This window comes from Bacillus cereus group sp. MYBK79-1 (genome assembly GCF_051915365.1).
Classification (GTDB): domain Bacteria; phylum Bacillota; class Bacilli; order Bacillales; family Bacillaceae_G; genus Bacillus_A.
This window is the reverse complement of sequence record NZ_JBQAEO010000014.1, coordinates 44,728-67,264: the sequence shown is the minus strand read 5'-3', so window position 1 is coordinate 67,264 and position 22,537 is coordinate 44,728. Positions and strand designations below refer to the sequence as shown.

The following is a 22,537-nucleotide window of genomic DNA, read 5'->3' as shown; positions in this document are numbered from 1 at the left end:
CCCTTTGGAGTTTTTAGTGTTTCATATGAGCTTGCAGAGGAATAATCTCTTCTTGTTGAGCTGCTATTAATTCAGTTTCTTCTTGTTTCACGTCAGGTACTTTCTTTGTTAAGTAATGGTATACCATACCGACAAATACAGACCCGCCAATAATGTTACCGATTGTAACTGGAATTAAGTTATGGATAGCACCTGTAAAAGAAATTGTCTCTGGATGAGGTGAAACTAAAGATAAAGCAAATAGTGATAAGTTTGCAATGCTATGCTCGTAACCAGATAAAAAGAATGTGAAAACGAGTAGCATCATCATCATAATTTTTGCTGTATCACCTTTCACTTGAGAAGGTAAGAAACAAGCAAGACATACGAGCCAGTTACATAAAATCGCTTTAAAGAATAATTGCATTGTAGGTGTATTCATTTTTCCTTCTACTACTTTATTCATGAAATGACCGTGATCAATTGCTTCGAAAATTCCAGTTGCATAAAATAGTAAGGCAAAGAATAAAGCACCAGCTAAATTTCCTGCATAACAAGCGACCCAGTTACGAAGTGTATCAGAAATCGTTGTTTCTTTTCTTAAAGTCGCTACAGTGAAGTACATTGTATTTCCAGTAAACAATTCAGCACCGCCATATATAATAAGTACGAGGGCAATTCCGAAAAACATAGATGCAGCTAAATAAGTTGCTGGTGAATCTGCAATGTGGAAAAAGTTACCTAATTTAAAACATAGTACAATAATAAAACCGATATAAATACCCGCAAGTGCAGCACGAATGAAATATTGCATCGGGTTTGTATCTAGCATTTGTTTTTTGCTCTTAGCCAGTTTGACAACATATTCTAATCCTTGTTCTAGCATGAGTGATACGCTCCTTTAGTACATCGTCTATAAATACTCCTTATATGAATAAAGTACATGGAATTGTTCTCAGTTTCAATAAGTTTGTGCAATATTTCACAAAAAGGACATACATGCATCAAGAAAACGTTTACAAAAGGTAGTATAATAGAAATTTTTCTGGACATTGAGAGGGAGAAAGAAAAAAGAAAAAGCGCTGTAATTACAGCGCTTTTTCGTCTAAATTTTTGTCTACTTTTACTTCTACTTCTTTTGAGAAGAACCAACCGCCCACTGCGATTCCAACTAATACAATCCAGAATGTAAGTTTCCATGGCGTAGATTCTGGGAATGAATGCGGAATTACATTTAATGCAGGATGTGCTAATGTATAAATTGCTAATTTCACACCAACCCAACCTACAATTAAGAATGCTGCAGTTTCAAGTCCTGGTTTACGTTTTAAGATTTGCACGAAAGCAGTTGCTGCAAATCGCATAATGATTAATCCGATAAGTCCACCTACAAAGATAACAACAAATTGCCCAGTATCAAGACTACCAATTGTACCTAAGCCTGTTTTCGGTAAAGTCATTGCTAATGCAACAGCAGCTAAAATTGAATCAACTGCGAAGGCGATATCAGCAACCTCAACTTTAAATACAGTCCACCAAAAGTTCTCTTGTTTTTTCTTTGCTTCTTTTTCTTCTGTGTCTTCATCTGTATTCTTTTTAACATACGTTTTAAATAAGTGATTACCAGCGATAAACATAAGATAAATGGCACCGATTGCTTGCACTTGCCATACGTCGACTAGGAACGAAATCATAAATAACGATCCGAAACGGAAAACAAATGCCCCCGCTAATCCATAAAATAGTGCTTTCTTTCGTTTTTCTTCTGGTAAATGTTTTACCATAATTGCAAGAACAAGAGCGTTATCAGCAGCTAAAATTCCTTCAAGTGCAATTAGGATGAGTAATACCCAACCATACTCCAATAATAATGATACATCCATGTACATTCTCCTCTCATTTCTATAAGTACTAAATAAGTGAAGAATTTCCCCACTATTTAGTTTCCCCATACTCCTGCCTATTAACTTTGGAAGAATTTGGTAATTAATACAAAAAAGACCCCTGCCGTTAATAGGCAAAGGTCTTGCTAGACATATGTAATGAAAATGCCAACAAAGCCGGAAGAACTAAGTTCTACGTAATGACGACTTTGTTTCCAAGAAATATTCTTGGACGCTACTCCCCTTTGGAGATATGCTATTGTACTCTCATTATATGGATAATTTATACGGTTGTCAACCTGTTAAAATATCTTCATTCGGATATTTTATTTTTCGGTTCTTTTTACGTGCAAATGAAAAAGCCAATGTTAAAGGTCCCATTTTCCCAAAAAACATCATAAAGATGATAATAGCTTTTCCGATCATAGTTAAGTGTGGTGTGAAATTCATACTGAGACCGACAGTCCCAAATGCTGAAAATACTTCGAAAGCACTCATCAATAGAGGAACTCGCTCAGTAATACTTAAAATTAAAATAGCAAAAAAGATAAATGAAATGGAGATAATAGTGATGGTCAATGATTTGACAATGAGAGTATCTTTAATAGATTTTTTAAACACGACAATATCATCTTGTTCTTGTAAAAATTTAAATACCCCAAAAAACATGATTAAAAAGGTTGTTAACTTAATTCCACCACCGGTTGAAGCACTACCAGCTCCAATAAACATTAGAAGCATCATTAATAAAAGAGAAGGCTTTGATAATGCAGAAATATCAACTGTATTAAACCCGGCAGTACGCGTTGAAACCGCCTGGAAATAAGCGGCCATTCCTTCTTCAAATGGGGTAAATCCTCTCATAGAAAGAGAATTGTGGAACTCGAATATAAAAATAAAAACAGTTGCAATAATATTGACGATTAGAGTAGAAGAGAGCATAAGTTTTGAGTGTAATGTAAGGTTTTTAAAGTTTTTCTTTCTTTTTATGTCTATGATTACTGTAAAACCAATCCCACCTAAAATAATGAGGGAGGAAATAACGAGATTGACAAGAATGCTATGAGAATGGGACATTAAATTATCGCTCCACACAGAAAAACCAGCATTGTTAAAAGCGGAGATTGAATGAAAAAAACTATAATAGATCCCTTTAGCAATACCGTATTTTGGTACCCATTCAAAAGAAAGAATCAAAGTAGCGATACATTCGACTGTAAAAGAAAATAAAAATAATGCTTTGGCAAGTCGAATGACGCCTCCAATATTCGTTTGATTTAACGCTTGTTGCAGTAAAATTCGGTTTTGAAGACCAATTTTTCTGCCGAGCATAATCGCAATTAAAACGGCAAAGCTCATAATGCCAAGTCCGCCCACTTGTATAAGCGTTAAAATGACACATTGGCCAAATAAGGTAAATACTTTACCAGTGTCCACAACACCAAGCCCTGTAACCGTACAAGCAGAAACGGTTGTAAATAAAGCATCGAGCCATGAAATAGACGTTGTTGTAGCAATTGGTAGCTTTAATAAGCATGTACCGATAACTGATAACATAATAAAAGACAAAGTAAGAACACGGGGAGGACTCATGCGAATATTAATCCGTTTCATGTCACATATCGTTCCTTTCAGTTTGCTCTTACTAGTATGTGAAAAAGGACGATTATGTATGTTGAAAATAGAAAGAGGCAGAGAATATCTGCCTCTAAGCCATAGCTTATTGTATTATCCGCGTAATTGTTGTTGAGCTAAAGCAACAAGTCGTTTCGTTACTTCACCGCCAACTGAACCGTTAGAACGAGATGCTGTATTAGAACCTAAGCTAACACCGAATTCTTGTGCAATTTCATATTTAAATTGTTCAAGCGCTTGTTCTGCACCTGGAACTAGTAATTTGTTTGTTTTTACCATGTTGATACACATCCTTATGAGTAGTCCAGTTCAGCAAAGTACTTATCTAAACTGGTAACGTTATTTTATGTGGAAACGACGTACTCATACGCGGAAGTAATCGGTGTGATTAGAAGTTATTGGATAGAAAAAAGAGTAGCAAATCTGCTACTCTTTTTTCAGTATTGTCGCTGTACCTTCCACGACAATATCATCTGATTGATTATATATGTTTGTTTGCAACGTAATGATTTTTTTATCGTCACGTTTTTTGATGACTTCTGCCACAACGCGAAGGGTATCGCCAATTTTGACAGGAGCACGGAATGAAACGTTTTGAGATAAATAAATCGTGTTTTTTCCAGGGAGTTTCGTTCCAAGAATCGTCGAAATGAAACTGGAAACGAGCATACCATGAGCAATACGTTCTTTAAACATTGTCGTTTTTGCAAAAGCGTCTAATATATGAATAGGATTCACATCTCCAGTCAATTTTGCAAAATTGATAACGTCCTCATCCGTAATAGTTTTTGTAAGGGATGCTTGATCACCGACTTGAATCTCATCATAACGAAGCTCCGGAACAGTTTGTGCTTCTTGAAATGGATTCATTTTGGCCTCCTTCTTTTCCATATCGAAAAATGCTAGCCATCTTGATGTAGTAGGAGGAAGAAAGAGTTTTGTTTGTGCTGCAGTTAGCTCCCACATTTTTCTTACTTGATGGAAGTAAATAAATTTTTTGAGTTTTCCTCGAACTGCTTTGCGAGTTCTAGTTGTTTGGACTTGAACTCTCCCAAAAAAACGTCTAACTGTTTTTGAACCTCGTCACGTTGTAATTGTTGTTGTTCAATAAATTGTTTTGTTGTTTCTTCAAATTGACCGCTAGTTTGAGTAAGAATAGACAAAGATGTTTTCGTAGGAGAAACAGTAAGTTGGTGCATTTGAGTAGAAAGTTCATTCCATTTCCCTTGCCACTCGTTAATTTGATCATTTAAGGAGTTTCCAGTTAATTGCTTCACGTAATCTGTATATTGGTTATTGAACTGAGCAGTGAATTGTTGTAGTTCTTTTTCTAGTTCATCTACTCCTGATGTTAATTTATGCAAAGCGTCTTGTTGTTGTTTTAACGTTTCTAAAGTAAGTTGCTCTAATTGTTTCCCAGCTGAAGAGAATAGGGAAAGAGATTGAGACCAGTTTTTCCAAAATGCATCGACTAATTCGTATGGCTTAGTTTCCATTGTTTGACCTCCAAATATTTTTTTGCATATTGTGAACGCAGATTATTCTGCTGTACCACCAGGTGAAGATGAAGAATCCTTTTCATCCTTTTCTGGAGAAGTAGAAAATGGAAAGAATGCATTGGTGTATAACGTAAAAAACGTCCGCAACATATTTTGATAATGTTCAAAAGAAGTCGCACATGTTGTTAAATATTGCTCTCCATATTCTGTTAAAGAATAAATTCGTTTCGCTGGCCCGCCTTCGCTTGTATCCCAAGTAGAAGAAATAAGGTTTTCTTTTTCTAATTTGCGTAGTGTTCTATACACATTACCTTGGTCAACAGAAGAAAAGCCGATGTCCATTAGCATTTGAATGAGTTTGTAACCATGAAGACTCCAGTCTTTTAGACAGAGAAGTAAGAAAGGAACTAAGAAGTTTTTTGGCATGGAGTTTGGTTGTTTCGCTTGGTTTTTTTCCAAACTTTCTGGGTGTTCTGGTTCATTATGTAGCATGATTGTACATCACCTCATGAATCAGTTAGATGGAATTTTTTGCTTATAAGTGCAATTTACACCTATCTGTTTTTAATGTCAATACATTTATCGGAAAATAAAGAAAAATAAAATATATACTTGAAGTTTTATTCGGAATATTAGAAAATAGTGAATAGGTTGAATTGTTTCAAAAACGAAAAAGGGAGTGTAGGCGAAGTGATTGATCAAAAATTCGATCCATTGCAAGCATGGAAAAATGCTTATGAACAAACCGAAACATTTTGGGGAAAAGCGCTCAATGAAACAATTAAAACAGAAGAATATTCTGCTTGGATGGGCAGCGTTCTAGACTTGAATTTGTTTTATCAAAAAGCATTAAATGATACAACAAAAAGTTATTTAGAACAGGTGAATGTGCCGACGAGAGAGGATATTGCTAGAGTAGCTACGCTTGTTATCAACTTAGAAAATAAAGTTGATAATATCGAGGAAGTTCTAGAAGAGAAAGTGGATTCATTAGGACAAGCCCCTACATTAAAGCGTGATGTTACGAAAGTAAAACAAGATATGCGCACATTAGAAACGAAGGTTGATCAAATTTTGGAATTGCTAGAAAAGCAAAATGCAGTACTAGCGAAACTACAAGTACCTGCAAAAGAAGAAGTAAAGCCTGCGAATAAGCCGGAAAATAAAAAATGATAATCGCGTTTGTTTATAACGTGTAAAAGGGAAAGGGAGAATCTCTTTTTCATGTATAAACAACGAAACATAATTAATATATGGACTCTATTCATATGAGTACCAAAATGATTCATAACAATCGTTCACAAATTCATTTAAGGGGGAAAAGAAATGGTTCAATTAAATGGCAAAGTAGCAATCGTAACAGGTGGGGCAAAAGGAATTGGAAAAGCAATTACAGTAGCATTAGCACAAGAGGGAGCAAAAGTAGTTATTAACTATAACAGCAGTAAAGAAGCAGCTGAAAACTTAGTAAATGAATTAGGAAAAGAAGGCCATGACGTTTATGCAGTTCAAGCGGATGTTTCGAAAGTAGAAGATGCAAACAGACTTGTAGAAGAAGCTGTGAATCATTTTGGTAAAGTTGATATCCTTGTTAATAATGCTGGTATTACAAGAGATCGTACATTCAAAAAGTTAAATCGTGAAGATTGGGAGCGCGTAATTGACGTGAACTTAAGCAGCGTATTTAATACAACAAGTGCTGTACTTCCATACATAACGGAAGCGGAAGAAGGAAGAATCATTAGTATTTCTTCTATTATTGGTCAAGCTGGTGGATTTGGACAAACAAACTACTCAGCAGCAAAAGCAGGTATGTTAGGATTTACAAAATCATTAGCGTTAGAACTTGCAAGAACAAATGTAACTGTAAATGCAATTTGCCCAGGATTTATTGATACTGAAATGGTAGCAGAAGTACCAGAAGAAGTGCGTCAAAAAATCGTTGCTAAAATCCCGAAAAAACGTTTTGGTCAAGCTGATGAAATTGCAAAAGGTGTAGTATATCTATGCCGTGACGGTGCGTATATCACAGGTCAGCAATTAAACATTAACGGCGGATTATACATGTAATGAAGTAAGAAAAAAGTGCATATCCATAGCAGGAATGCACTTCTTTTTTTAGAAAGAAATCGACCAAAAAGGAGATAGAAAAATGACTACATTCGTAACGGAATGGGAAAAGCAATTGGAGTTGTACCCAGAAGAATATCGTAAAGCATATCGCCGTGTGAAAAGAGCGAGCGAAGTTTTATTACGCGAACCAGAACCACAAGTTGGTTTAACACCGAAAGAGGTTATTTGGACGAAGAATAAAACGAAGTTGTATCGTTACATTCCAAAACAAGAAAAAACACAGAGAGTTCCTATCCTATTGATATACGCGCTTATTAATAAACCGTATATTATGGATTTAACTCCAGGAAATAGTTTAGTGGAATATTTAGTAGATCGTGGTTTTGATGTGTATATGCTTGATTGGGGCACATTTGGTTTAGAAGATAGTCATTTGAAATTTGATGATTTCGTGTTCGACTATATTGCAAAAGCAGTGAAGAAAGTAATGCGAACTGCGAAATCGGACGAGATTTCTTTACTTGGTTATTGCATGGGTGGAACGCTAACTTCTATTTATGCGGCACTTCATCCGCACATGCCAATTCGTAACTTAATCTTTATGACAAGTCCTTTTGATTTCTCTGAAACAGGATTATACGGTCCTTTATTAGATGAAAAATACTTCAATTTAGATAAAGCGGTTGATACATTCGGAAATATTCCGCCAGAAATGATTGATTTCGGAAATAAGATGTTAAAACCAATCACAAACTTTGTAGGTCCATATGTCGCTTTACTCGATCGTTCAGAAAATGAGCGCTTCGTCGAAAGTTGGAAATTAGTTCAAAAGTGGGTTGGTGACGGTATTCCATTCCCGGGTGAATCTTATAGACAATGGATTCGTGATTTTTATCAAAATAATAAATTAGTGAAAGGTGAACTCGTTATTCGCGGACAAAAGGTAGACCTTGCAAATATTAAGGCGAATGTCTTAAATATTTCTGCGAAACGTGATCATATCGCTCTGCCATGCCAAGTAGAAGCGTTGCTAGATCATATTTCTAGCACAGATAAACAATATGTATGTTTACCGACGGGACATATGTCGATCGTTTACGGTGGAACAGCGGTAAAACAAACATATCCGACGGTTGGAAATTGGCTAGAAGAGCGTTCTAATTAAAAATAAAAAATCCAACTAGCACACGTTAGTTGGATTTTTTTATGGGAAATAACAAAACATAGAAAGGAGAAATTTAAATTTTAGGAGTATAATTATGAAACTTATGACTGGTAAATTGTTTTGGAATACAGGAGTTTCTGTACCTTGTTATCCACCATTAGAAAATGATATGATATGTGATGTGCTCGTAGTCGGAAGTGGAGAAGCAGGTGCTCATATAGCGTATTCGTTAGCGAAAATTGGAATGAGTGTTACGCTCATTGAAAAACGAGCAATCGCCTGCGGCAGTACAGCTGCTAATACAGGTTTACTACAATTTTCAAATGATAAATCGTTAACCTCACTTATCCATACATTTGGTGAAGAAAAAGGGATACGAGCATATAAGCTTTGTTATGAAGCGTTACGAACGATGGAGCAAGTTGTACCGACTCTTGATATTGATCCCCATTTTATTCCGCGAAGTAGTTTATATTATGCAAGTAGAAATGAGGACGCTTCATTTTTACAAGAAGAATATAATACGTTACGTCATTATGGATTCCCGGTTGAATATTTTACCGATTTAGATATAAAAAAGAAGTATTCATTTACAAAACAAGCAGCGTTATATACACACGGTGATGCCGAAGTGAACCCGTATTTATTAGCGCATAGCCTTTTGCATAAAGCAAATCAAATGGGAGCTACTATACTTGAGCATACAGAGGCCATACATATAAAAAAACGCCAAAATGATTTAATTTGTTACACGAAAAAAGGAAATCAAATTGTAGCAAAGAATATTATTATGGCGACAGGTTATGAAGCGCTTTTCGGGAAGAAAGAAAAAAATACAACAGTAGAAACATCTTATGCGATTGTGACAAATAAGATAGATTCATTTGAAGGTTGGCATGAACAATCATTAATTTGGGAAACGGCACGGCCTTACTTATATTTTCGAACGTATCAAAACCGTATTATTGTAGGTGGATTAGATGAAGCGATGCAAATTCAAACAATCGGTGATACGAAATTATTGCATAAGCGTGATATCCTTATTAACATTGTAAAAGAGATGTTCCCGCAGTATAAAAATATACAGGCAGAGTACTATTGGGCGGCAGCATTTGGTGGTAGTCATGATGGGCTCCCTATTTTAAAAGAAGACCAAAAGATACATAATTTATTTTACGCATTGCCGTATGGAGGTAATGGAACTGTGTATGGAATGGTATTTGCCAAATTATTTGAGCAGTTATTTACAAATAAAGAAAGTGAAGATTTTTCTTTATTTAATCGATAGAAAAAAGGTAGCGAAGTGATGGAATGAGAGATATAAAAAAGTTTTTACAAAAATTACGTCCTGTACAACTCATTGTTTTGTTTTATTTATTAGCAGTAGTTGTATCCGTGATATTGCTTAGTTTCCCGTTTGTTACGAAGGCTGGTGTGAAATGGACATTTATCGATGCCCTCTTTACATCTGTTAGTGCGGTAAGTGTTACGGGTCTGTCTGTTGTTACGATTTCAGATACATTTACTACGGCAGGAATTATTGTTTTAGCCCTTATTTTACAATTAGGCGGCTTAGGAATTATGGCGCTTGGTACGTTTGTTTGGATTATAACGGGGAAAAAGATCGGTTTGCAGAGAAGAAGACTCATTATGGCAGATCATAATCAAGGGAATTTATCAGGCCTTGTAGAATTGATGCGTTCTATTTTAATTGTAATTATTTCAATAGAACTTATTGGAGCAATACTATTAGGTACAAGATTTCTACTTTATTTTCCAACTTGGCAAGAAGCTTATTTTCACGGTTTCTTTGCCGCTGTTAGTGCAACTACGAACGGAGGATTTGATTTAACGGGACAATCACTAATTCCGTACAAAAAAGATTATATTGTGCAAATGATTCATATGTTACTTATTATTTTAGGGGCGATTGGCTTCCCGGTGTTAATGGAAGTAAAGCAATTCTTTAGTAAAAGACGACAGCAACTATTCCGCTTTTCGTTGTTTACAAAATTGACGACAACGACATTTTTTGCACTCGTTATCGTTGGAACAATTATGATTTTTCTACTAGAACGAAATCAGTTTTTAGCAGGGAAGTCATGGCATGAAACAGTTTTCTATACATTATTCCAATCTGTGACGACGCGAAGTGGTGGACTGGCTACAATGGATATACGTGAATTGTCACAACCGACGCTTTTATTTATGAGTATATTAATGTTTATAGGGGCATCTCCAAGTTCGGTTGGGGGCGGAATACGTACAACAACATTTGCTGTTAGTATATTATCGTTATACACTTTTGCAAGAGGCGGAAGAACGGTTAGAGTCTTCAAACGTCAGCTACATGAAGAGGACGTGCTGAAAGCATCTGTCGTTATGACGATGGGGATTTTATTATGTGCCACAGCACTCTTTATTTTATCTATTACGGAAAATGTACCGCTTATGAGTTTAATTGTTGAAGTGTGTTCTGCTTTCGGGACGACAGGGCTATCGACAGGTATTACGCCAGATTTAACAACTGTTGGTAAACTTGTACTCATTGTACTTATGTTTATCGGGCGTGTCGGTATTTTAACATTTATACTGGCTAGTGGGGGAAGGGAACAGCCACCTCGCTATAAATACCCGAAAGAGCGAATTATTATTGGATAGTATGAAACCATTCTACCTATGTGAGGTAGAATGGTTTTTTAGTCGTTAATGCCAAATTGGGGATGCATAAAAGCGTCATTCTTATTATACACTTCTTTTTTTAGCAACCCTTGATTTTCTTCTGAAATCCACCCAATATCATTTGTAGGATGAATCCATTCTTCTCCAGCCATAATGGCAGGATCTACTTCATCACTCCAATTGTGAAGTGGACTATTCTCGGAATCATATTTACTGTCTCCGATTACGACGTCATATTGATTTATGAAAGGTTGTTGCATCTTCTTTCCTGTTCCTTTAAAAGATGGAAAATTCATTTGATGCGGGAGCGTTTCATCTAAAATTGGTGACTGAATTTTATCTTTCTTCTTCAAAATAATCGCTCCTTTTCTAATGCTTTCTTCATAGGTAGTATTTCCATCTAGGGGCTCTTATGTACTTGTTAACACTTGCCAGTAATAATTATTTCAGCTTGCTTCAAACTAGAATAGAAAGTGAATTCTTGAGAGCAGGTGAATGTATTGGTAAAAAGAAAAGTGAAACAAAATGCGGCAATCAACAATAATAAAACTCCGAAAGAAAGCTTACCAGATGCAGAATTTGCATTAGAGTATGAAGGAGAAAATAGCGCGAAGTATGCAAATCGTAATTCAAAAAAAGGTAAACAAAAATGAGGCGTTTTTACAAACGCCTCATTTTTTTGTGGAATTATAAAGGTTTTTTTAATTATTTGTAAATTTAGCATTCATTATTAGCAGAAAAATGCGAAAAAACATAGAAGTAGCAACGTATTACACAAAAACAAACAACAAACAAAAGATTAATGTTGGTTTAATACTGCTTTTACACTAGTTGTTTATATTTGAGTTGTACATAAGATTTGTAAAAGGAGAGAGAGACAGTGAAAAAAACAATCTTTAAAGCTGTAGCAACTGGAATGGTATTTTCGTTATTAATGGGGTGTGGTGCACAGAAAGAAGAAAGTGCTGGGGCAAAAGTAAAAGATGATAAATTATCTGGATCATTAACTGTTTACACAGCGATTGAAGAAGAACTTGTACCAATTTATCTTGATTCTTTTAAACAGAAGTACCCAGATGTGAAACTGAACATTGTTCGTGATTCAACTGGAGTTATTACAGCGAAATTGCTAGCTGAAGGAAAAAATACACAAGCAGATGTTGTATGGGGAACAGCAGCGTCTAGTCTATTAGCTTTAGATAAAAAAGATATGTTAAAAGGATACTCTCCAAAAGGAGCAGATCGTGTTCTTCCGCAATTTAAAGATGATAAGCAACCAGAAAAATGGGTAGGTAATACGGCGTTTATGACGGGGATTGCTATAAATAAAGAAGAATTGAAGAAGAAAAATTTACCGATGCCAGAATCATACGAAGACTTAACAAAACCTGAATATAAAGGAACGCTTGTGATGCCACATCCGGCTTCTTCTGGAACAGGATTTTTAACAGTTTCTGCATGGTTACAAATTATGGGTGAAGATAAAGGCTGGGATTACATGAAGAAACTTCATGATAATATGGCAACTTATACTCATTCAGGTTCAAAACCAGCGAAATTAGCAGGCGCAGGTGAATATCCAGTTGGTGTATCAATGGTTTATAGTGCTTTAAAAGAGAAACAAAAAGGTGCACCAGTTGAAGTAGTATTGCCGAAAGAAGGATTAGGTTGGGAAGTAGAAGCGAACGCACTTATTAAAAAAGATAATGCAAAAAATGAAAAATTAGCGCAAGCATTTTTAGATTGGGCAATTACTGATGATGTAATGAAGTTATACTTCGAGAAAAATGGATTTGCAACAATTAAAAATGATTATAAACTTCCAGATGGATTCCCTAAAGATGTAACAGAAAAGTTATACAAAAATAATGACTTTAAATGGGCAGCAGAGAATCGTGACAAAATTTTAGAAAAATGGGAAAAAGAGTTTGGTCAAAAAGCAGAACCGAAAAAGTAAGTGAGTGGGAGAGAGAAAAAATGAGCGAATATTTATCAATTCAACACATTCAAAAACAGTTTGATGCATTTACAGCGTTAAAAGATATTTCTTTTACTGTGAAAAAAAATGAGTTTGTATGTTTATTAGGTCCAAGTGGTTGTGGGAAAACAACATTGCTTCGAATTTTAGCAGGGCTAGAAGAGGCAACAACAGGTAGTATAGCTGTGGGTGGAAAAGATATTACAGCATTACCTCCTGGAAAGAGAAATTTCGGAATGGTGTTTCAATCGTATGCATTATTTCCGAATTTAACAGCACTTGAAAATATTGAATACGGCTTAAAGACAAAAAAATATGGAAAAGCAGAAGTAAAAGAGAAAGCGCTAGAGGCGTTAGAACTTGTAGATTTGCTGAATGTAAAAGATAAATATCCTGCTCAAATGTCTGGTGGACAACAGCAGCGAGTAGCACTTGCACGTGCGCTCGCTCTGTCTCCGGATATTTTGTTACTCGATGAGCCATTATCTGCTTTAGATGCAAAAGTACGTGAAAAGTTACGTAGAGAAATGCGTGATTTGCAAGAAAAAGTAGGAGTAACAACTATTATGGTCACGCATGATCAAGAAGAGGCATTAACGATGGCTGATAAAATTGTTGTAATGAATCATGCGGAAATTATGCAGATTGGAACACCAGAGGAGATTTATCAAAGACCAGCCAATCCGTTTGTGGCAGATTTTATTGGTTCTATTAATTTCTTTTCCAAAAATAATGAAGAACATGCAATTCGTCCTGAGCATGTAACAGTTGTACAAAACGATGGTATTAAAACGGTTGTGGAAAGTATGGAATTTCGCGGATCGGTATATCGGACAGAAGTACGAGTCGTAGAAGAAAAAACACATCTTTATAACGAGAAAATTATAGTGGATATATTGGCATCAGAGGTAGAAAAAAATGCTATTAGAAAAGGAAAGCCGATTCACATCTCTTTCTCAGAAAATCATATGTTGTCATATGGAAAGAAGGTCATTGTATAGATGGAGATGTTAGAAAATTTCAAGGTAGAAAGTACGAAAAAAAAGATTAAGAGACGTATCGGTAAAGAAGAGTGGATACAAAGACTATTAATTATTGGTATGCTTCTCGCGTTTTTGATCATGCTTGTATTACCTCTATTACAATTGTTTACACAAGCTTTTTATGATAAAGATGGTGCTTTTATTGGTGTTGCGAATTTCAGTAAATATTTCACAACACCAACGCTAGTTCAATCATTGCAAAATACGATATGGATTTCGGGCGTGACAACAATTATTGCAGTGACACTTGCTTTCGCTTACGCTTATGCGATCGCTCGTACGAATGTGTTTGGGAAGCGTGTATTTCAATATGTTGCGTTGTTACCATTATTCGCACCAACGATGATGCACGGTATCGCACTTACATATTTATTTGGTAATCAAGGGTTAGTAACGAAAGGAATGTTTGGCTTGTTTGAAGGGATACAAATTCCTTTATATGGACCAGTAGGAATTGTAATGGCTGAAGTCATGTATACATTTCCGCAAGCATTTCTTATATTATTAATTGCTTTTCAAGGCTCTGATTATCGTTTATATGAAGCTTCTAATATGTTAGGAGCGAGTAAAACAAAGCAATTTTTCACTGTTACTTTACCTAGTGTAAAGTACGGATTAATTAGTGCGATGTTCGTTGTGTTTACACTTAGTTTCACTGATTTTGGGGCACCAAAAATTGTTGGTGGGCAATATAATGTACTTGCTACTGACGTATATAAGCAAGTAATTGGGCAGCAAAATATGCCGATGGGTGCAACTGTCGGAATGATTTTATTAATCCCAGCTATATTTGCATTTGTAGTTGATCGCATTACGCAAAGAAAGCAGGCGAATCTCTTATCTTCCAAATCAGTACCTTACAGAATAATAAATAATAAGAAAAGAGATGTTATTTCATTCTTATATTGTAGCGTAGTAACGCTTATGATCATTCTATTATTTGTGGCAGTTGGTATTGCTGCTAGTGTGAAAGTATGGCCATATAATATGAGCTTTACATTTGAGCATTTTAATTTTTCTAGTTTAACAGGAGATGGACTTGAAGCGTTTAAAAATAGCGTAATTGTTTCAGCAGTTACAGCGGTTATTGGAGCGGTTTTAACATTTATGTTCGCTTATGCGATTGAGAAAGTAGATCAGCTACAATTTTTCCGAAAAGCAGGTTACTTTTTCTCTATCGTTCCTTTAGCGATACCAGGTTTAGTACTTGGGTTAGGCTACGTCTTCTTCTTTAGTCAACCAACAATACAAATCTTTGGACTTTCCGTAACGAATCCGTTTCATTCTCTATACGGAACAATCGCTGTTCTAGTATTAGTCAATATCATTCATTTTTATTCTGTAACATTTGTTACGGCAACGACAGCTTTAAAGAAACTAGATCGAGAATTTGAACTTGTTTCACAGTCGATGGGCATTCCGTTTTATAAAACATTCTTCCGAGTAACAGTACCGATGTGCCTACCAGCCATTTTAGAAATGGTAATGTACTACTTCGTAAATTCAATGGTAACTGTCTCGGCAGTTGTATTCCTATATGCAGCTGATTTTAAACTAGCTGCCGTATCAATTGTAAATATGGATGATGCAGGAAATGTAGCACCAGCAGCTGCAATGAGTGTACTGATTGTTGTTACAAATATTGTAGTAAGAGTTGTATATGAATGGGGAACGAAAGCACTTCGTAACCGAACGTCACAATGGCAAAAAAGATAAAGTCAAACTTTAATCAGTGGGGGTTTTGTTCTTCCTCACTGATTATTAGCCCGCACCAAGCGGGCGTTTACGGGCAGCACGACTCCCACTTAACTTCTTTGCTCCAGCCGAATTTTGAGGGGAAGTCTTACTGCCCGGCGAATAGCGCGATAAATAAGAAGGGTGATGGATTGAATGAAAATAGAAGCAGTTATTTTTGATTGGGCAGGGACGACAGTTGATTATGGATGTTTTGCACCACTGGAAGTATTTATGGAGATTTTCCATAAACGCGGTGTTGAAATTACAGCAGAAGAAGCTCGTAAGCCAATGGGGTTATTAAAAATAGATCATGTAAGGGCACTTACAGAAATGCCTCGTATTACGAGTGAGTGGAATCGTGTTTTCGGACAATTACCAACAGAAGCAGACATTCATGAGATGTATGAAGAATTTGAAGAGATTCTCTTCGCTATCTTACCACGCTATGCGTCGCCAATTAATGGAGTAATAGAAGTGATTGCTTCTTTACGTGAAAGAGGAATTAAAGTTGGTTCAACGACTGGTTATACGAGAGAAATGATGGACATTGTTGCAAAAGAAGCAAAATTACAAGGGTATAAACCTGATTTTCTTATAACACCAGATGATGTTCCAGCCGGTCGTCCATATCCGTGGATGTGCTATAAAAATGCGATGGAACTTGGTGTATATCCAATGAATCGTATGATAAAAGTTGGGGACACAGTATCAGATATGAAAGAGGGAAGAAATGCTGGGATGTGGACAGTTGGTGTAATTCTTGGCAGTAGCGAGCTCGGCTTAACGGAAGAGGAAGTGGAGAATATGGATCCGTTAGAACTTCGTGAAAAAATAGAAGTAGTTCGCAATCGTTTCGTTGAAAATGGGGCGCACTTTACGATGGAAACGATGCAGGAACTTGAAAGCGTAATGGAACATATCGAAAAACAAGAACTTATTATTTCATAAAAGGGGAATAGGATCATGACTGAAAATCACTACTTATTATTAACGCCAGGGCCATTAACGACAACAAAAACAGTAAAAGAGGTTATGTTATACGATTGGTGTACGTGGGATGCTGAATATAACACAATGGTACAAGAGGTAAGAGCTAAACTTGTATCGTTAGCAACGAAGGAAGAAGAGAAATATACAACGGTTTTAATGCAAGGAAGCGGTACGTTTTCAGTTGAAGCAGTCATTGGTTCTGTCATTCCTAAAAATGGTAAGCTGCTCGTTTGTACAAATGGTGCGTACGGTAAACGAATTGTACAAATGGCAGAGATGTTACATATAGATGTGGTGGTCAGTCAAACAGAAGAGTGGGAGCCTACTAATATTGCAGAAGTAGAAAAGATATTGCAACGAGATAAAGAGATTACACATATTGCAGTTGTTCATTGTGAAACAACAACAGGTATTATCAATCCAATTGTAGATGTATGTAAATTAGGGAAGCAATACGGAAAAGTAACACTAGTTGATGCAATGAGTAGTTTTGGTGGTATTGAAATAGATATCGATGAGTTGCAAATTGACTTTTTAATTAGTAGTGCAAATAAATGTATTCAAGGTGTTCCTGGGTTCGGCTTTGTTATTGCAAAGCGCGCTGAATTGTTGAAATGTAAAGGACAGGCACGTTCATTATCACTAGATTTATACGATCAGTGGGAAACGATGGAAAATCAAAATGGGAAATGGCGTTTTACGTCACCTACACATGTTGTACACGCTTTTTATCAAGCGCTACTTGAATTAGAAAAAGAGGGCGGAGTAGAGGCACGTTACAATCGATATTATAACAATCAAAAACTATTAGTGAATAGAATGAGAGAAATCGGATTTAAGCCACTAGTAGATGAAAAATATCAGTCGCCTATTATCACATCCTTTATTTATCCAGAAGAGTGGTTCGATTTTGAGCAATTATATAATGAATTAAAGCGTGATGGATTTGTTATTTATCCAGGTAAAATTTCAAAAGTAGATACATTCCGCATTGGAAATATCGGTGATGTACATGAGGCAGATATTAATCGCTTAGTTAATAGTATTGCTAAAGGGGGTGTTATAGGATGAAGGTATTTTGCTTAGGTGGAGCAGGTAAAATTTGTCGTGAAGCAATTTTAGATTTAGTACAATTTTCATCTTTTGAGACGATTACAGTAGCGGATTTTAATGAAGAAGAGGGCCTGAAAGTAGTAGAATGGCTCAACGATCCTCGCGTAGATTTTGTGAAAGTAGACGTAACGAATCACGAGGATACGGTTGCAAAAATGAAAGGTTATGACATTGTAATGGACGGTACGACAATTAAGTTAAATGGCTTGTCTACTCGATGTATTGCAGAAGCAGGTTGTCACGGTGTGAATTTGAATGGATTTGGTGAAGAAAATGATTCACATTCTATATTTGTTCAAAATGGAAAAACGTGTTTACCTGGTTTTGGTATGACGCCAGGTGTAACGCAAATGATGGCAATGCATGCAGCAAATCAGCTTGATACTGTAGAGTCAGTTCGTGTCAGTCACGGTTCGTATCGTCCAATTGCTTTTTCTGCATCCATTACAGAAACAACGACATATGAATATGATCCACATTTACCATCGCGTACAGTGTATGAAGATGGTGAGTTTAAGCAAGTACCTCCGTTTGCGCGTCCGAGAGAAATTGAATTACCGGCGCCTTATGGTAAGGCAACGCAGTATATAATCCCGCATTCTGAAACGATTACGTTAGCGAAAGCACTAGAAAATAAAGGCGTCAAACTGATAGAGACGAGAGGAACTTGGCCAAAGCAAAATATGCAGCTCGTACGTGCTTTATATGATTATGGTATATTGCGTAATGATCAAGTTGAAATAAATGGGGAAGCGATCGGCATTATGGATTGTATCTCGAAGTATTTATTGCAATCGAAAGAAGGACAAGAAACGGAAGTTTACGGTTACGCACTTCATGTAGAAGTAATAGGTACGAAAAATAATGAGAAACAAAGGCACGTATTATATCATACCCACCCGTTATCTGATGGAACTGTTGTAGGGTGGGAAAAATTAAGAGCTTATACGAGAAACGTTGGTATTCCATTTGGGATTGCTACAGAGTTAATCGCAAATGGGAATGTAAATCAAGCTGGTGTTGTGACACCTGAGGAAGCTTTTGTAAATCCACAAATTATTTTTGATGAACTAAAAAAACGTGGTATTCATATTCATGAAGAAGTTTTTACTGAAAAAGAAAGTTATAACTTTGTATAAGTAAGGCAGTTTATGAGGTAGAAATCAATGGGGTGAGGCTATGTCTGTAGTAGGTGAAGAAAGAAAGCGAACCATTCTTGAGAAGGTAGAATTTAAAGGGAAAGTAAAAGTTTCAGAGTTAGCGAGAGAGTTTGCTGTATCAACAGAGACGATTCGCCGTTATTTAGAAGAATTGGATCGTGAAAAGAAGTTGAAAAAAGTGTATGGTGGAGCCGTCCAACTTCCGGGAGCTGGAATAGAGGCACCAATGTTAGAGCGAGAGATGCTGCATATAGAAGAGAAGAAGAGAATTGGGTATAAAGCAGCAACGTTTGTGGAAGATGGAGATGTTATTGCGATTGATGACGGAAGTACACCACTCCAAATGGTGCCATATCTTGTCCATCGTAAAAATTTAACGATTGTAACAAGTTCATTTCCAGTAGCGACACAATTAATTTCTTCTATTAATAAAAAAATGTTTCACGGTGAAGTTTTATTTATTGGCGGAAAAGTATCTCCAAAGCATTCACGTGTGTCAGGGTCTATTTCACAGCAAGTAATCCAGCAATTTCATTTTCATAAAGCATTCGTTTCGATTGATGGATTGTTACCTGGTTTTGGGGTTTCTAGTTTTGAATTAGAAAAGGCAAAACTGTCAGAAGCGATGATGAAATTAGCAGAGAAAACATATATTTTATGTGATCATACAAAAGTAGGGGTAAAAGGAAATTACCGAATAGCAGCGTTTTCGCGTATCCAACATGTAATTTGTGATAAGAAAATGCCATATAGTTTTGAAGAGGAAGTCAAAAAGCATAATATTCAATGGACAATTTGCTAAATACATGGAACTCCCACCTGATTGTGAGGTGGGAGTTTTACTGTCTGCAAATAGCGGGATAAAAGATTTGTATTTATGCAAAAAAAGTGGACACATTTTCTCATCTCTTTCATATAATTTACCAATACAAAAAAAGTTGGTCGAAGGAAAGAAGGGGAAGTATGTCAGAACGGGTATATAATAAACTCGTATTGTATGCAAATATTTTGCAAAAAATCGGTGTTATTAATGAAAAAGAAAAAAGTGAAATTCTGCATACGATAGGAAAAAAAGCCCTGTGAATAAAGGGCTTTTTATTTTTTATCTATGAAAATATAAACTTAATGTAATATTACCATTGACAATGATAATGAGATTCATTATCATTTATTTGTAGGTAATTGATAAGAATTATCAATTGTAAAAATTATATATGATAGGGGATATTATTTTGAAAAAAAGTTATATTAAGGCGCTAGTAGTAGCGACAACATTAGCAATTCCATTTGCTACATACTCTACTCCAGCATTAGCAGCACTAAAAGCTGAAGCAAACCAGTCGGTGGCAGCAGCTAGTGAACGTACATACGATACTGAGATTAAAATATATAAGGATCAAAAAGATGAGCCATCTATGGTTTCTCAGTACATAAAAAATCCTAAAGTGGCAATTGAAGATGGGAAAAAAATTGTTACTGTAACAATACAAGATAGCGATTATTTTCAATATCTTAGAATAGAGGATAAAAACCAACCTGGTGTATTTCAAGATGTGAAAGTTTTATCAGAAGATAAGAGGAAAAATGGAACGAAAGTAGTCCAATTTGAAATTGGCGAATTTGAGAAGAAACATAATATGCAAATGCATATACTTATTCCGGCCATCGGATATGATCACAAATATCAAGTTCAATTTGAAATTAAAGATCCAACTGTAGGTGACAAAGAAACAGAGAAACCAGATGATAACTCTAATTCAGGCAATACGGAAACGGATCATCCAGTTGATAGTCAAAATATGATAACAGATAACAAATTAAGAGAACTTGTTAATAAAAAAGTATTTAATAGAAAAGATTTAAATACACCGATTACGAAAGAAGAGTTATTACAAGTAAAGGATTTGTTTTTAAATACGAATGAGATTCTTGATTATAGTGCATTAAAATATATGCCGAATTTAAAATCTTTAACAGTTGCGAATGCGAAGATAACAGATCCGTCGTTCTTTGCGAACTTAAAGCAATTAAATCATTTAGCTTTGCGTGGTAATGAATTTTCAGATGTAACGCCACTTGTTAAGATGAATAATTTAGAATCTCTTGATTTAAGTAATAATAAAATTACAAACGTTGCACCATTAGTTGAAATGAAAAATGTAAAAAGTTTATATCTATCGGGCAACCAAATAGAAGATGTAACAGCATTAGCGAAAATGGAACAACTAGATTACTTGAATTTAGCAAATAATAAAATTACTAATGTTGCTCCATTAAGCGCGTTAAAAAATGTAACATACTTAACTTTAGCTGGTAATCAAATTGAAGATATTAAACCGTTATATTCATTACCTTTAAAAGACTTAGTATTAACACGTAATAAAGTTAAAGATTTATCGGGTATTGATCAAATGAATCAATTAAGTAAATTATTTATTGGGAAAAATCAAATAGAAGATGTGACACCACTTACTAAAATGACTCAACTTACAGAATTAGATTTACCTAACAATGAATTAAAAGATATTACTCCATTATCAAGTCTAGTAAACTTACAAAAACTTGATTTAGAAGCAAATTATATTTCAGACTTATCGCCAGTTAGTAAGTTGAATAAGCTAGTATATTTAAGTTTTGTTGCAAATGAAATCCGTGATGTTAGACCAGTAATAGAACTAAGTAAGAAAGCTTATATTAATGTTCAAAATCAAAAAGTATTTTTAGAGGATACAGAAGTAAATAAAGAAGTGAAAGTACCTGTATACGAAAAAGATGGTAAAATCTCTACAAAAATTCGTTTAAAGAGCGAAGGCGGGACATATAGTAACGATGCAGTTAAGTGGAGTACACCAGGTGAGAAAGTATATGAGTTTGGAGTGAAAGATCCATTTGCGGATACAGGAATCTTCTTTACAGGATCTGTAATTCAAAATGTAGTAGAAAGTAAAGGTGACAACACTTCTAAAGAAGATGAAAAAGTAGAAGTAGTAGAATTTAAAGATGTACCAAAAGGACATTGGTCAGAAGAAGCAATTCATTATTTAGCGAAAGAAAATATTTTCAAGGGATATGGAAATGGACAATTTGGATTTGGGGATAGTATTACTCGTGGACAAGTTGCGTCTTTAGTACAAAGGTACTTGAAATTAGAAAATAAAGTAGATCAGAACGAGAGATTTACAGATACGAAAGGGCATATGTTTGAGCAAGATATTGCTACAGTTGCGCAAGCTGGCATTATGCAAGGAGATGGTACTGGGGAGTTTCGTCCAGAGGGAGTATTAACTCGATACGAAATGTCTGTAGTATTGCATAAAGTATTTCAGTTAAAAGAAGATGGAAATAATAAAGTGAACTTTAAAGATGTACCAACTGGTCATTGGGCAGAAGGTTATGTGAAAACGTTAGCGGATAATAATATATCAAAAGGTGATGGAAAAGGAAACTTTTTAGGTGATGATTTCGTAACACGTGAACAATATGCACAGTTTTTATATAACGCAATAACGAAATAAAAGATGAGAAAATACGTTATTCTTTGATTTAAAAAGAATAACGTATTTTTTATGTATAAAATGAAATAGGCAATAGACAAGAGTA

General features: G+C 35.5%; 22 protein-coding genes and 1 riboswitch. Of the genes, 14 read left to right on the top strand and 8 right to left on the bottom strand.

The genetic code is table 11. From position 1 onward, the window contains the following. Positions 1–13: 13 nt before the first annotated feature. The 7 genes from ACTFOB_RS20155 to phaQ form a co-directional block, all read right to left on the bottom strand. The gene (locus ACTFOB_RS20155) at positions 14–865 is read right to left on the bottom strand and encodes a formate/nitrite transporter family protein (protein ID WP_440025342.1); all 852 of its coding nucleotides are present in this window, start codon (positions 863–865) and stop codon (positions 14–16) included. A 202-nt stretch (positions 866–1,067) separates the two neighbouring features. Further along, positions 1,068–1,862, bottom strand: a complete 795-nt coding sequence (locus tag ACTFOB_RS20150) for a TerC family protein (protein ID WP_440025341.1) — start codon at positions 1,860–1,862, stop codon at positions 1,068–1,070. A 90-nt stretch (positions 1,863–1,952) separates the two neighbouring features. Further along, a riboswitch (yybP-ykoY riboswitch) is annotated at positions 1,953–2,118 on the bottom strand. A 38-nt stretch (positions 2,119–2,156) separates the two neighbouring features. After that, complete coding sequence (locus ACTFOB_RS20145; RefSeq protein WP_440025339.1) at positions 2,157–3,476, bottom strand: TrkH family potassium uptake protein; 1,320 nt, start codon at positions 3,474–3,476, stop codon at positions 2,157–2,159. Positions 3,477–3,590: 114 nt separating this feature from the next. Continuing rightward, positions 3,591–3,776, bottom strand: coding sequence for an alpha/beta-type small acid-soluble spore protein (locus ACTFOB_RS20140; RefSeq protein WP_000241212.1), 186 nt, complete (start codon positions 3,774–3,776; stop codon positions 3,591–3,593). A gap of 147 nt (positions 3,777–3,923) precedes the next feature. Next, positions 3,924–4,367, bottom strand: coding sequence for a MaoC family dehydratase (locus ACTFOB_RS20135; protein WP_440025338.1), 444 nt, complete (start codon positions 4,365–4,367; stop codon positions 3,924–3,926). Between the two features lie 101 nt (positions 4,368–4,468). Next, a complete protein-coding gene (gene phaP, locus ACTFOB_RS20130; protein WP_000448584.1) occupies positions 4,469–4,993 on the bottom strand; it encodes a polyhydroxyalkanoic acid inclusion protein PhaP in 525 nt (174 codons plus the stop codon). 42 nt (positions 4,994–5,035) lie between these two features. Further along, positions 5,036–5,488: a poly-beta-hydroxybutyrate-responsive repressor gene (phaQ, locus tag ACTFOB_RS20125; protein WP_000903018.1), complete on the bottom strand. Its 453-nt coding sequence runs from the start codon at positions 5,486–5,488 to the stop codon at positions 5,036–5,038. A 198-nt stretch (positions 5,489–5,686) separates the two neighbouring features. Between phaQ and phaR the strand changes: the two genes are divergently transcribed. The 5 genes from phaR to ACTFOB_RS20100 all read left to right on the top strand — a co-directional run bounded on the left by phaR (position 5,687) and on the right by ACTFOB_RS20100 (position 10,895). Continuing rightward, positions 5,687–6,169, top strand: coding sequence for a polyhydroxyalkanoic acid synthase subunit PhaR (gene phaR / locus ACTFOB_RS20120; RefSeq protein ID WP_151631196.1), 483 nt, complete (start codon positions 5,687–5,689; stop codon positions 6,167–6,169). 153 nt (positions 6,170–6,322) lie between these two features. Continuing rightward, a complete protein-coding gene (locus tag ACTFOB_RS20115; RefSeq protein WP_151631195.1) occupies positions 6,323–7,066 on the top strand; it encodes an acetoacetyl-CoA reductase in 744 nt (247 codons plus the stop codon). Between the two features lie 82 nt (positions 7,067–7,148). Next, positions 7,149–8,234 carry a class III poly(R)-hydroxyalkanoic acid synthase subunit PhaC gene (phaC, locus tag ACTFOB_RS20110; protein ID WP_000206842.1) on the top strand — a complete coding sequence of 362 codons (1,086 nt, stop codon included), beginning with the start codon at positions 7,149–7,151 and terminating at the stop codon, positions 8,232–8,234. Between the two features lie 94 nt (positions 8,235–8,328). After that, positions 8,329–9,522, top strand: coding sequence for an NAD(P)/FAD-dependent oxidoreductase (locus tag ACTFOB_RS20105; RefSeq protein WP_440025335.1), 1,194 nt, complete (start codon positions 8,329–8,331; stop codon positions 9,520–9,522). A 23-nt stretch (positions 9,523–9,545) separates the two neighbouring features. Next, complete coding sequence (locus ACTFOB_RS20100) at positions 9,546–10,895, top strand: TrkH family potassium uptake protein (protein WP_283884757.1); 1,350 nt, start codon at positions 9,546–9,548, stop codon at positions 10,893–10,895. 38 nt (positions 10,896–10,933) lie between these two features. Here ACTFOB_RS20100 and ACTFOB_RS20095 read toward each other — a convergent pair whose 3' ends face one another. Further along, positions 10,934–11,269, bottom strand: coding sequence for a DUF3905 domain-containing protein (locus ACTFOB_RS20095; RefSeq protein ID WP_440025333.1), 336 nt, complete (start codon positions 11,267–11,269; stop codon positions 10,934–10,936). A 147-nt stretch (positions 11,270–11,416) separates the two neighbouring features. Here ACTFOB_RS20095 and ACTFOB_RS20090 point away from each other — a divergent pair, with 147 nt between their 5' ends. The 9 genes from ACTFOB_RS20090 (at position 11,417) to ACTFOB_RS20050 (ending at position 22,452) form a co-directional block, all read left to right on the top strand. Then, positions 11,417–11,569: a hypothetical protein gene (locus tag ACTFOB_RS20090; RefSeq protein WP_000240799.1), complete on the top strand. Its 153-nt coding sequence runs from the start codon at positions 11,417–11,419 to the stop codon at positions 11,567–11,569. Positions 11,570–11,796: 227 nt separating this feature from the next. Beyond that, positions 11,797–12,873 carry a putative 2-aminoethylphosphonate ABC transporter substrate-binding protein gene (locus ACTFOB_RS20085; RefSeq protein ID WP_440025332.1) on the top strand — a complete coding sequence of 359 codons (1,077 nt, stop codon included), beginning with the start codon at positions 11,797–11,799 and terminating at the stop codon, positions 12,871–12,873. 20 nt (positions 12,874–12,893) lie between these two features. After that, entirely contained in the window at positions 12,894–13,895 is a 1,002-nt protein-coding gene (locus ACTFOB_RS20080) for a putative 2-aminoethylphosphonate ABC transporter ATP-binding protein (RefSeq protein ID WP_440025331.1), read from the top strand. Beyond that, the gene (locus ACTFOB_RS20075; RefSeq protein WP_440025330.1) at positions 13,896–15,653 is read left to right on the top strand and encodes a putative 2-aminoethylphosphonate ABC transporter permease subunit; all 1,758 of its coding nucleotides are present in this window, start codon (positions 13,896–13,898) and stop codon (positions 15,651–15,653) included. 174 nt (positions 15,654–15,827) lie between these two features. Continuing rightward, the gene (gene phnX, locus ACTFOB_RS20070) at positions 15,828–16,622 is read left to right on the top strand and encodes a phosphonoacetaldehyde hydrolase (RefSeq protein WP_440025329.1); all 795 of its coding nucleotides are present in this window, start codon (positions 15,828–15,830) and stop codon (positions 16,620–16,622) included. 15 nt (positions 16,623–16,637) lie between these two features. Beyond that, positions 16,638–17,735 (top strand): 2-aminoethylphosphonate--pyruvate transaminase, encoded by a 1,098-nt coding sequence (phnW, locus tag ACTFOB_RS20065; protein ID WP_440025328.1) that lies wholly within the window; start codon positions 16,638–16,640, stop codon positions 17,733–17,735. Next, entirely contained in the window at positions 17,732–18,916 is a 1,185-nt protein-coding gene (locus tag ACTFOB_RS20060) for a saccharopine dehydrogenase family protein (RefSeq protein WP_440025326.1), read from the top strand. The genes phnW and ACTFOB_RS20060 overlap by 4 nt, the downstream gene beginning before the upstream one ends. A gap of 40 nt (positions 18,917–18,956) precedes the next feature. Continuing rightward, complete coding sequence (locus ACTFOB_RS20055; protein WP_000117661.1) at positions 18,957–19,739, top strand: DeoR/GlpR family DNA-binding transcription regulator; 783 nt, start codon at positions 18,957–18,959, stop codon at positions 19,737–19,739. A 430-nt stretch (positions 19,740–20,169) separates the two neighbouring features. Then, a complete protein-coding gene (locus ACTFOB_RS20050; RefSeq protein ID WP_440025325.1) occupies positions 20,170–22,452 on the top strand; it encodes an NEAT domain-containing leucine-rich repeat protein in 2,283 nt (760 codons plus the stop codon). The last annotated feature ends 85 nt before the right edge of the window (positions 22,453–22,537 follow it).